This is a genomic window from Flectobacillus rivi (genome assembly GCF_030056655.1).
In the GTDB taxonomy this organism is placed as follows: Bacteria; Bacteroidota; Bacteroidia; order Cytophagales; family Spirosomataceae; genus Flectobacillus; species Flectobacillus rivi.
The window spans coordinates 116,362-128,690 of sequence record NZ_JASHIE010000011.1 but is presented as its reverse complement, the minus strand read 5'-3'; the positions used below and the strand labels follow the sequence as shown (position 1 = coordinate 128,690).

The window sequence follows — 12,329 nt, the reverse complement described above, 5'->3', positions numbered from 1 at the left end:
TTTTGACCAGAAAAAGAGAAGAAAAATGACAAGACAGTACTGATAATTATCAATTCTCGACTCTGTAGATAGACTACATAAATCTGTTAGTACCTCCAATTGGTCGAGTTTACCTTACGATTGGTCTGAATTGCGACAAACAGCCAAAGGAAAAGTTTAGATTTGTAGTTATTGTAGAGAGGAATACTGCCTTTAAAAGACTTCATAAAAATTGATTTTATTCTCATGCGAAGAAACCACCCGTTAAACCGTCTGATTTGCCAAGTGTTGGCGGCTTCGGCTTTAAGCTTTGGCGCAACTGCCCAAGCTATCAAGCCTATGCCTACTGGCGAAATGATTCTCAATCTAAAAAAATTAAATGTATTAGGTTCGGCAATGTATATCGCTGCTCACCCAGACGATGAAAATACCATTATGTTGTCTTGGTTGGCCAAAGAGCGAAAAGTCCGTACCTCTTATTTGTCGATTACACGTGGCGATGGCGGTCAAAACCTGATTGGTCCAGAACAAGCCGAACTCATGGGCTTGATTCGTACTCAAGAGCTTTTGGCAGCACGTTCAATAGATGGTCCTGAGCAGTATTTTACTAGAGCCAATGATTTTGGTTTTTCAAAAACTACGGAAGAAACGCTTCAAATCTGGGGAAAAGACGCTGTATTGGGTGATGTCGTTTGGCGTATTCGCAATTTGCGTCCTGATGTGATTATTTGTCGTTTTCCGCCTGATGCACGAGCAGGACATGGTAATCACTCTGCTTCAGCGGCATTGGCAGAAGAAGCATTTGCCGCAGCAGCCGACCCGACAAAGTTTACGGAACAATTAAAATTTGTAAAACCTTGGCAAACAAAGCGTATCGTTTGGAATACTTTCAATTTTGGAACAGTAGCACAAACCCAAAAGCCTGCGGAGAAAGATTTTATCCAAGTTGATATTGGGGTGTATAATCCTCTTTTGGGTAAATCTTATAACGAAATTGCTGCTGAAAGCCGTTCACAGCATAAATCTCAAGGCTTTGGTGTGCCTCGTGGTCGTGGCGCTCGCCCTGAATATTTGGTTCACAAAGCAGGAGAGAAGGCAACAAAAGATGCTTTTGATGGTGTAGATATCACTTGGAGTCGTGTAAAAGGGAGTGAAGGAATTCAGGATTTAATCAATGAAGCTGTTTCAAAGTTTAATCCAGAAAAACCTGAAACTATTGTGCCTATTTTGGTAAAGGCTTACCAAAAGGTAGAAGGTATTCAGGATGAGTATTGGAAAACTCAGAAGAAAAAAGAACTAGAAAGCCTAATTGTAGCTTGTTCTGGGCTTTATTTTGAAGCCAATCCAAATGAGTTTTCGGCAGTTCGTGGCGAAAAAGTCAATGTTGCATTAAGCTATATCAAACGTTCTGATGCAAATGTTTCTCTGAAAAAAGTGCACTTGACAGGTTTTGAAAAAGATACGACTTTGACGCAATCCCTTGGCAATAATGAGTTGAATCGTATTACTTTTCCTGTAACTATTCCTGCCAACCAACCTTTGACACAACCATATTGGTTAGCCGAAAAGAAAATGGGCAAAGGCATGTACCGTGTAGATGATGCTTCTATCATTGGTTTACCCGAAAAACCTGCCGATTTACAAGCTGAGTTGACTTTTACGATTGAGGGCAAAGATTTTACTTTCAAAACGCCAGTTATCTACAAATACACCGACGAAGTTAGAGGCGAGTTGTATCGTACCTACGAAATTCGTCCTGAAGTAACTGCCAACATTGCTGACAAAGTATATGTCTTTGCTGATAATCAACCCAAGGAAGTGGAAGTAACGCTGAAGGCAAATAAAGCAGATGCACGTGGTAGTGTAGCGCTTGAAGTACCAAAAGGATGGAAGGTTGACCCGACGACAACTATTTTTCAGTTTTCGAATAAATACCAAGAACAAAAGGTGGTGTTTAAGGTATCTCCAGCAGATATTACCCATGCAGGAGCAAGCGAAGCAACCTTCCGTGCAGTGGTAACAACGCCAAGTGGAACATCAGACAAAGGTTTATTGACAGTTGCCTATGACCATATTCCTCCTCAAACACTATTTCCTGTGGCAGAGGCCAAAATTGTAAAATTAGATATCAAGAAAAAGGGCAATAATATTGGCTATATCATGGGTGCGGGTGACGAAGTGGCTTCGGCATTGCGTCAGATTGGGTATAAAGTAACCATGTTAGGGGAGAAAGAATTGGATGAAGATTTGAGCAAATACGATGCTATTGTGGTTGGTGTACGTGCTTATAATACGGAGCCACGCCTGAAATTCTATCAAAAGAAATTGATGGAATATGTTCAAAATGGAGGTAATATGGTTGTACAATATCAGGTAAATAATAACCTACAAAAAGTTGATGGTGGTTTAGGTCCTTATGATTTCAAACTTTCGCGTGACCGTGTAACAGTAGAGGAGGCAGAGATGAGATTCTTAAAACCAGAACACCCGATTTTGAATGTTCCAAACAAAATTACAGCAAAGGATTTTGATGGGTGGATTCAAGAAAGAGGTTTGTATTTCTCAAACGAATGGGATGACAAATATGAAACCATTATTTCATCTAACGACCCTAACGAAAAACCAGCAGATGGAGGTTTATTATATGCCAAATATGGAAAAGGTAATTACATCTTTACAGGGTATGCTTTCTTCCGCCAACTTCCTGCGGGTGTTTCGGGCGCATATAGACTATTTGCTAACTTGATTTCGGTAGGGAAGTAGGTTGATTTAGTGGGTGAGTGGCAAAGTGATTAAGGTGCAAAGGCACAAAGTGAATCATCTCTAATTGAGTGATTATTTTTAATATGAATTTTACCAGTAGAGACGCAATGATTGCGTCTCAAGACGAGTTAAATCTGGTAAAGTAGTATCAAAAAAGGGGTTCGAAAAACTAATTTCGAACCCCTTTTTTGATATGCGCATGGAAAATAATTCAAATGTTAAAGTCAGTGAGGACTCATGTTGAGCTTATTATACTAGTTCACTTTGTGCCTAATCAACTGTTCCCTCAAACGCTATCTACTAAACTTCACTCTCAAAGCTGTTGCATCGTATTTGCCATTGATAAAATTGCTTACGATTTCCAAGCCAAATATTTTTCCTATACCTGAAACTCCGTAGCCTACTTCTAGGTAGTTGAAGTTTTTGTTGCCTGTGTATAAATAGTTGGCAAATACTGATTCTTTCAAACCGTACAATCTTAATAGGTTGATTTTTGTTAACAGCAACGATCTAAAATCTTGTTGTGCATGTGCCTCAATATACGAGCCGTTTGTGCTGTAATTGTAGTAATCTAGATTTCTGAATGAATTAAACAATCCTTCTCTTCTGAACAAAACCTGATTGCCATTGAAGTGTTTGTAGTCGAGGAAATAGCTTGGTTTTTTCAAGAAATCACCAGCAGTTACCATCAAGCGAAGGTCGCCTAGTCGATTGAGATTGAATACCTGTTCGTATTCTATTTCAGTATTGTTAAAGTCTCCAGCCTTGCTGAAGCCCCATTTGCTTCTGATTCTGAAATTAGGGTTACGGTAGTTTGAAATAAATTCACGTCCGTTAAATTTACTTGTTTTAGCAAAAGGACGAATCGTTAATCCTGCGTTGAGAAACTGTATAGAATGATTACTCCAAGAGACGTTGGCTAACTCGCTGCTTATTGGTAAGTTACTCGAAAACTCTCTGTTCTTGTTATCAAAAATAGGCTTTGCATTAGCTGCGTTTTCCAAAATATGACGCTCAGCAGTTTCTAAACCTATAGTCCCTGTAATTTTTGGAGAAAATTGATGACGAAAATCTATCTGAGCAAAAGTTTTTTCGTACAACTTCATATAGTTTTGTTCAAACAACAAAGTATAGAAGGTATTCACCAAAGAGGTAATGGGTTGATTTTGGTTGTATTGATAAACAAACTGTCCACCTTTAACCGAAATTTGGGTATAATTATGCACGTATGTGCCATACAACAATCCTGTTAATTTTTCTCTTCCAAATGAATAGCGTAAGTCTGTGCCAATTTCCATTCTACTCAAGAGCTTGTTACGCTTGATATATTTCAATCCCGATTCCAAATAAAAGCCTTCTACTGTATTGTAGTAAAAACCATCAACATTGGAGTTCGGCATCAATGGTGAGGAGTAAATCAAACTTTTTTGATAGCCATACAAAGGAGTACGTGGACCATAGTTATAAGTATGACCAGCAAAAATATGGCTTAATTTGAATTTTGGAAGGTTTTTAAGAGAGTCCTTTTTAATTTGTCCTTCGTTGACTTTATTCAAACTATCTGCTTGTTTGTAGCCTATTACTTCATATTCTGTAAGAGGAACTTGGCGCTCAGTATTCCAGAAATCATTGTTGCGCTTGGTAGACAGGGAGTCTACATCCAGACTATAATCTCGCACGACATCTACGTTTTGATTTTGGGCTTTTTTCTCAGCTTTGTCTTCTTTTTCTAAATCCTTCAACACTTTTTTCAGCTGCTTGCGTGTCATCGACTGCTGTTTTAACGCTAAGTTCTTATCTACTTTTTGCCCTTTCAATTCTTTTGCTTCAGCTTTATCGATTTTCTCGTCAATTACTACGGGCTGTTGATGATACTTAGGGTTGATAGTTACATTGTAATTGCGAACGTTGGTCACGTAACGACCTTCAGCAACAATTCCAAAAGCATCGAAATTGAATCCAGAGTCCATATAAACAGGCATCCAAACGTCTTTGAATGGTGCATAAAGTTGTTTTAAGGTGTAATTGCCATTTTCGTCGTTAAACTTTAAGTCTAGGCTATGAATGGCCCACGAATCTTCGATGATATTGATGGTTCCTGAAAAAACATCTGGTCCCCATGATTTGGGAGTAACTTTAATTTTGTTGACTTGCACCCCACGGTCTTCAAACATACCTTCAAAACTAAACTTGTAATACGCCAATGCCGACGGAGATAGAGGTGATACAACGCCTCCAACGTTGGAAACATAAAAGTTGGTTCTGGCAAAAGTGATAATATTACCACTACTTGACTGGATTTGTTTAGGGAAATTACTTCTGCTTGAAACAATTTTCTCTTTTACTGTATTGGGTTGTGAGAAATTGATGTCGTTGATTGATTCAAGAATGTAGGTTTGTCCAATTTTTAATCCTAATTCTTTTTCCATTTTGTTGCCAGCTACAGCCTTGAGGAGTTTCGAAACGGAGTTGACTTTTCCCGTTCCTTTTACATACGTTCGAGCATTGTAGTTGCTTACTTCTAAAATATGAAATCTTGCCATTGAAATGGCTTTACGCATAATAGTGTAGGCAGGATTTTCTGTTTTAGCGGAAAATTTTACTTCATTGAGACTAATCGATTGTTCCTCTAGGCTTACGTTGAGCGTAACATAATCATTTTGAACATTTACCGTTTTCTCTAATGATTTATGACTTAAATATTGGAAAACCACCGTGTATGTCCCACTTGGTAGGGACAATTCGTACAAGCCATCTTCGTTGGCCATTGTACCTTTATTTTGTCCTTTGATAATGATAGATGCAAATGAGAGCGACTCGCCTTTGAGGTTTTTAATACTGCCTTTAATTCCGCCTTCAGCGAACGAATCATTAGAAAATAAACAGCATAGAATAAAAGCAATTACGGACTGTAGTAATTTCATATAGTGAGAAATGGGGTTTGTATCTTCTCTATCAGGCGATTGAGAAGAGTAGGATTGAGGTTGAGTTTATAGAGAAAAATAGGGAACTCTGGACTCGTTGGCAAGATAGTCAGTTATAGGATATAGTGTTTTATTGTTAACAAAAATTAAGAAAAAGTATCTATGGCTTCTCAAATGCCCATTTTAAGAACACTGGCATAACCTTTCCCCAGGTTTGAGGGTTATGTTCGCCACCTTCAACTTGGTGATAATGGGTGTCAGCATTTGCATTATATCCCTTTTGATGAAGCTCTTTCATCAAATCTAAGGTGTCATCGATGGCGTCGATGATGCCATTATTATTTCTGTCGTCTTTTTCGTCATTGGTTCCTGCTTCAAACCAGAATTTCAATCCAGCCTTATACAATCCAGCACGCACCAATTTATGAATAATTCGATCGTGCTCGTCAGTATATCCTTCCTCTCTCTGTCTCCACCACAAGGCACCAGAAAACACTCCGACTTTTGAGAATACACTGGCATGATGCCACACAATATCAAATGCTGACAAACCTCCCAACGAAAATCCTGCAAGCACGCGTGCTTCAGGTTCTCTTTTTAAGGAATAATGGTGCTCCAAATAAGGGATGAGTTCGTTAATTACAAAAAGCGTGTAAAGTCCAGCTTTTGTTCCTCGATTTTTGTAGTCTGCTTGCGCTGCTGTACCATATTCTAAAATTCTTTCATGATTACAATGAATACCCACTGTCAGAAAAGGAAGGATATGATTATTGCCTAAAATAGACTCTACACTAGCCTGCATACCAAGCGCTGGAAAGTCTTGCCCATCGTTGACCAAAAGCAATGATAATTTTTGCTGGTGTTGCGTAGGAATAATGATAGATAAGGTGACAGTTCTCTGAAGATATTGCGAATAAATACTATCGTTTTTATATGTGGTTTGCTGCACTGGTTTAATATTTTTTTGTGAGTAGCTCAATGAGAAAAAGAGTAATTGTCCTAACAAGGTTAAAGTCAGTTTCATAAAAATAAAGTTTGTTGTTTGAAAATAGAAGCTTTTCTTCGAGAATGTTCGCCTGAATTTGCATAACTCAGGAATGATTTAACCTAAACATTGGTAAAGTACAAATTTTGTCAATAATCCATGTTGAGGCATGAATTTTACGATTTTCCTGAAAAATACAGAATCCTTGGAGGATTCTTCGGATAAACAATAAATTAATGAGTTAATTATTTTGAAAAATTTTGAAAATAAAAAACAATGCCTATTTTTAAGAGAAAATCCTCCAAGGAATGCCTGTTTGAGAGAGTCAAAAGCACCGTTTTTCCTTTGAAATACAATTTTTGACCTTTACCTCGAATAGCCCAAACACTTCAAAAACCATTAACCTTATGCAGGAAAGATACATCAAATACTACTCGCATCATTTGGGGGCCGACAACGAAATCTTAATCTACGGACACTGGGGCTATCCAGTTATTGTGTTTCCGACTACCATGGGGCGTTATTATGAAGCCAAAGATTTTAAGTTAATTGATGCTGCCAAAGGTTTAATCAACGACGGAAAAGTAAAAATCTACTGCCCAGATAGTATCGATAAATACTCTTGGTATGCCAAACATCTTCATCCTTCAGAGCGTATTCAAAATCATATCTATTACGACCAATACCTAAACGAAGAACTAATTCCTGCTATCCAGCGAGAATGTGGCGTAGAAAAGGTGGCTGTTGCAGGGTGTAGTTTTGGAGGGTACCATGCGGCAAATTTTGCCTTTAGGCATCCCGACAAGGTTTCTCATCTTTTCACGATGGGTGCGGCCTTTGATATTCGCTCTTTTCTCAATGGTTTTTATAATGATCAGGTATATTTTAATAACCCACCTGATTATTTACCTAATCTGAACGATGCGAATTTGTGGCAAATGAATATTGTACTAGGGACCTGTAACGCTGATTTTTGTAGACCAGAAACGGAGAGGCTTTCAGGAATACTGAAAAGCAAACATATTGATCATTGGTTAGATGTGCGCTGGCATGGAACGCACGATTGGCCAATTTGGAGAGAAATGTTTCCAGAATATCTCTCAAGAATTTAACGAAAAATAAACTTAAAAGGAATTTTATAAAGTTCACTCAACAAAAAACTTACGAATAAAACTATGAAGAAAATCGGTATTTTACATGGAATGGAGAATACTTTTCCTGAAGCATTTGTAGAGCGCGTGAATCAGATTGCGCCAAAGGGAATTGTCGCTGAAAGAGCCTTGATTGATAAAGTAGTTCAAGGAGAATCTTCTGGATATGATGTAATTATCGACCGTATTTCACAAGACGTACCCTATTACAGAGCGATGTTGAAAAATACCGCTATGGCAGGAACAGCCGTAATCAATAATCCTTTTTGGTGGAGTGCTGATGAAAAGTTTTTTAATAATGCGTTGGCAGTAAATATTGGTGTACCTGTACCTAAAACTGTGATTTTACCCTCAAAAGTTCGCCCAGACGATACTTCGGATACCTCTTTTAGAAACTTGAAATTTCCTATGCCTTGGGGCGATATCTTCGACTATATTGGTTTCCCGGCTTATATGAAACCTCACTCTGGCGGTGGTTGGAAAAACGTGTACAAAGTACGCGACGCCGATGAGCTATTTAATGCTTATGACGAAACAGGGCAATTGGTGATGCTATTGCAAGAGGAAATTCTCTTTACGGATTATTTCCGTTGTTACTGTATCGGTGGCAAAGATGTACGTATCATGCCTTACGAACCAAGAAATCCACATCATTTACGCTACGATGCTCAGTTACCGACAGGACCAGCAGCCAAGAAACTTTTAGCTACCGTCAAAGACTATGTGTTGGCGCTAAACCATGCTCTCGGCTATGATTTCAACACAGTTGAGTTTGCTGTGCGCGATGGTATTCCTTATGCGATTGACTTCTGCAACCCTGCACCTGATGCAGACGTTAATTCAGTCGGTCAAGAAAACTTTGAATGGGTGGTCGAAACCTCTGCGAAGTTTGCTATTGACCGTGCCAAAAAGCATAAGCCAGGAAAAGATAATCTTACTTGGGGAACATTTGTTCGTAGCTCTGTAGCAGGCGTAGCTCGCGATAAAATGATGGAAAAATAGACCTTATTGAGAACTGTGTTTGGAAACAACATAGTTCTCAATCAAACCACCCAACCGCAAATAACTATGTCATTATTTACCCTAGGAATTGAAGAAGAATTTCAAACAATAGACCCTGAAACAAGAGATTTGCGTTCGCACATGTCCAAAATTGTAGAAGGGGGAAAAATTAGTTTACAAGAAAGAGTAAAAGCCGAAATGCATCAGGCAGTAGTGGAGGTTGGTACCAATATCTGTTACAATATCCAACAAGCTCGTGATGAGGTAATTTATCTTCGCAAACATATCATTGAGCTGGCTGATGCCCAAAATCTAAAAGTAGCAGCCGCAGGAACTCACCCATTTGCTGACTGGCAAGACCAACTTATTACGGACAATCCACGTTATGATGCCCTCATTGACGAAATGCGTGACGTAGCAAGAGGAAATTTAATTTTCGGTCTACATGTCCATGTTGGTATCGAAAACCGAAATCAAGGTCTAGAAATACTGAATGCTGTTCGTTATTTCTTGCCCCATATTTATGCCTTGTCTACCAATTCTCCTTTTTGGTGTGGTCGGAACACTGGATTCAAATCCTATCGTTCAAAGGTTTTTGACAAATTCCCTCGTACTGGTATCCCTGAGTTTTTTGCCTCTGCAAGTGAATATGATGATTATGTCAATTTGTTAGTAAAAACAAATTGTATTGATGATGGTAAAAAAATCTGGTGGGATATTCGCTTACATCCTTACTTCAATACCATCGAGTTTCGTATTTGTGATATTCCTATGCGTGCTGACGAAACGATATGCTTAGCAGCATTGATGCAGGCTTTGGTAGTCAAAATTTATAAATTGTTGAAACAAAATCTCAATTTTAGAAGCTACCGAAAAGTATTGATCAACGAAAACAAATGGCGTGCTGCACGTTATGGTATTCAGGGGAAATTGATTGATTTCGGCAAGCAAGAGGAAGTTCCATATCGCAATCTTTGTGATGAACTACTCGATTTTGTAGACGATGTGTTAGACGAACTAGGAAGTCGTCATGAAGTAGAATATATTCGTACAATTCTAGATAATGGGACAGGTGCCGATCGCCAATTGGCAGTTTTTGAACAATCAGGAGGAGATTTGAAAAAGGTAGTGGACTATATCGTTGAAGAAACCAAGTTAGGTGTTTTTTAAGATTTAAGAAATACAAAATAATATTTCTTGGCTGAATATTCTGACTATTTGAAAAAAAATTAAATAAAGTTTTTGAGAAATAAAGATTAGGGAAATGTAAAATTTTAGCCCGAAAAATGACTTAAAATGGCTAATTTTACATTCTAATATTAAGTAATTAAGCACTTTAGGTAATAAAAGCTAGTTTCTAAAGACAAGTGCTTCCACTAATAATTCCTAAGCATTTCCATCAACTTTGTTTCAGATGAATCATAATAGTCTCCGAATAGCCATTCTCGATATGTACGACAACGTAGCCAATGAAGGTATGCGTTGTATCCTAAATTTGATCAAAAACTTTGAGGAGGAATCTCATATTCCTTTACAATACAATATTTATAACGTTCGTGCCGAAATGGCATTGCCAGACCTAAGTTATGATATTTATATCTCTACAGGCGGTCCAGGTAGTCCGCTAGAATCTGGAGAGTCATGGGAAGCACCGTATTTTACTTTTATAGATTCCATTTTTGCCTACAATCGTGGCGAAGAAGTCATCGCAGGTATTCAAAAACCTAAATATATGTTTTTGATTTGCCATTCTTTTCAATTGGTCTCTCGTCATTTGGGTATAGGAATGGTTTCTAAACGTAGAAGTACTTCCTTTGGCGTTTTTCCTGTACATCGTACGACTGAGGCTGGTTCAGAACCATTTTTTGATGGATTGCCAGAACCTTTTTATGTGGTCGACTCTAGAGATTATCAATTGGTTCGTCCCAACAAAAAGCGCATTAAGGATTTGGGCGTAACGATTTTAAGATTAGAAAAGGAACGTCCGCATGTAAATTTGGAACGTGCTATTATGGCCATTCGTTTTTCTAAAGAAGTTTTCGGGACGCAGTTTCACCCAGAAGCCGATGGCGAAGGGATGTTGCGTTATTTACAAAAAGAAGATAAACGACAGGCCGTGGTCAAATCGCATGGTTTGGCAAAATATAATAGTATGGTAGAGCAATTGGCCGACCCAGACAAGATTTTGTTGACCGAGTCGGTAATTTTACCTAATTTTTTGAAAACTGCTACTTCAGCAATTTTCAAAACTACTTCACAGAATTAACAACGGATGGCCCTATCTGTTCACGATAAATACCCTCGGATAGGGCCGTCCGATTGAAAAATATGCATAAAGCTTCTCGAAAAAACTTTAATGCTCAATTTTCTTCTGATACCTATCAGCAATTCCTTGCATCGATTCATCGTGAATATCCTCAACAATTAGATTTTCGAGTGGCGGAGACTCCTGTTTTTGTGCCAGAATCTTTTAAAAATCAATTGCTGGATGCCTGTGAGCATATCATTTCTGTATTAACTTCAACAGATTTTAAGGAAAAAACAAATAAGGCTATTCCGTACGGGCAAAATGTGCCTCGTGAAAACTTGAATTCTTCCTTTTTGGCGATAGATTTTGCCATTTGTGAAAATGAGAAGGGTGAAATAGAGCCTCAATTGATTGAATTGCAGGGATTTCCTTCGTTGTTTGCTTTTCAATATTTTCTTTCAAAACAGTTTCAAAATCAATATCCTATTCCTGACAACTTTGATTTTCTGTTTAATGATTTGACTCGACCAAAATATGTTGAGTTTTTAAGAAATTTAATCGTCGGAGAAGAAAAACCTGAAAATGTTATTTTGCTGGAAATTTATCCCGAAACACAAAAAACGAGAATTGATTTTAAAGTCACTGAGGAATTATTGGGGGTAAAGGCAATATGCATTACCAAGATTATTAAGAAAGGAAAATTACTCTTTTATGAAGATTCAGGAGAGCTTGTTCCAATCAAACGTATTTATAATCGATTGATATTTGATGATTTGGCTAATTATCCTGGGCTTCAAACGGCATTTAATTTTACAGACGATGTAGACGTAGAATGGGTTGGTCATCCCAATTGGTTTTTCAGGATTAGTAAATACATTTTGCCATTATTCAATCATCAATATATCCCCGAAAGCCATTATCTGTCTGATTTTCAAGAAGATTTTCCGAAAGATTTAGAAAATTATGTGTTAAAGCCATTATTTTCTTTTGCAGGAAGTGGCGTGAAAATCAATATTACCGAATACGACTTACAGGAAGTTGAAAATCCTGCCGAGTATATTTTACAAAGGAAAGTCAATTATTTACCAGTCATCGAAACCACGGACGGAAGCAAAGTAAAAGCTGAAATTCGTCTATTGTATGGCTGGGAACAAGGAGCTCCCAAACCAACCTTATTGACCAATCTTGCTCGTTTGTCCAGAGGTGAAATGATAGGGGTGAGGTTCAATAAAGACTTTGATTGGGTGGGGGGAACAGTTTGTTTTATGGAAAAATAA

8 protein-coding genes are annotated in these 12,329 nt (G+C 38.0%); 6 read left to right on the top strand and 2 right to left on the bottom strand.

The genetic code is table 11. From position 1 onward, the window contains the following. Positions 1-225 precede the first annotated feature (225 nt). Positions 226-2,742, top strand: coding sequence for a PIG-L family deacetylase (locus tag QM481_RS16235; protein WP_283382468.1), 2,517 nt, complete (start codon positions 226-228; stop codon positions 2,740-2,742). A 293-nt stretch (positions 2,743-3,035) separates the two neighbouring features. On the opposite strand, the gene QM481_RS16230 is transcribed toward QM481_RS16235, so the two are convergent. Both QM481_RS16230 and QM481_RS16225 read right to left on the bottom strand, forming a co-directional pair. Next, a complete protein-coding gene (locus QM481_RS16230; protein ID WP_283382467.1) occupies positions 3,036-5,666 on the bottom strand; it encodes a DUF5686 and carboxypeptidase regulatory-like domain-containing protein in 2,631 nt (876 codons plus the stop codon). 160 nt (positions 5,667-5,826) lie between these two features. Next, positions 5,827-6,690: an alpha/beta hydrolase gene (locus QM481_RS16225; RefSeq protein ID WP_283382466.1), complete on the bottom strand. Its 864-nt coding sequence runs from the start codon at positions 6,688-6,690 to the stop codon at positions 5,827-5,829. Positions 6,691-7,058: 368 nt separating this feature from the next. On the opposite strand from QM481_RS16225, the gene QM481_RS16220 reads away from it, so the two are divergent. The 5 genes from QM481_RS16220 (at position 7,059) to QM481_RS16200 (ending at position 12,329) form a co-directional block, all read left to right on the top strand. Next, on the top strand, positions 7,059-7,763 hold the full coding sequence (locus tag QM481_RS16220) for an esterase family protein (protein WP_283382465.1): 705 nt from the start codon (positions 7,059-7,061) through the stop codon (positions 7,761-7,763). Positions 7,764-7,826: 63 nt separating this feature from the next. Then, positions 7,827-8,804, top strand: coding sequence for an ATP-grasp domain-containing protein (locus tag QM481_RS16215; RefSeq protein WP_166550106.1), 978 nt, complete (start codon positions 7,827-7,829; stop codon positions 8,802-8,804). A gap of 66 nt (positions 8,805-8,870) precedes the next feature. Next, complete coding sequence (locus QM481_RS16210; RefSeq protein ID WP_283382464.1) at positions 8,871-9,974, top strand: carboxylate-amine ligase; 1,104 nt, start codon at positions 8,871-8,873, stop codon at positions 9,972-9,974. Between the two features lie 244 nt (positions 9,975-10,218). Next, positions 10,219-11,070: a type 1 glutamine amidotransferase gene (locus QM481_RS16205; RefSeq protein WP_283382463.1), complete on the top strand. Its 852-nt coding sequence runs from the start codon at positions 10,219-10,221 to the stop codon at positions 11,068-11,070. 62 nt (positions 11,071-11,132) lie between these two features. Continuing rightward, entirely contained in the window at positions 11,133-12,329 is a 1,197-nt protein-coding gene (locus QM481_RS16200; protein WP_283382462.1) for a hypothetical protein, read from the top strand.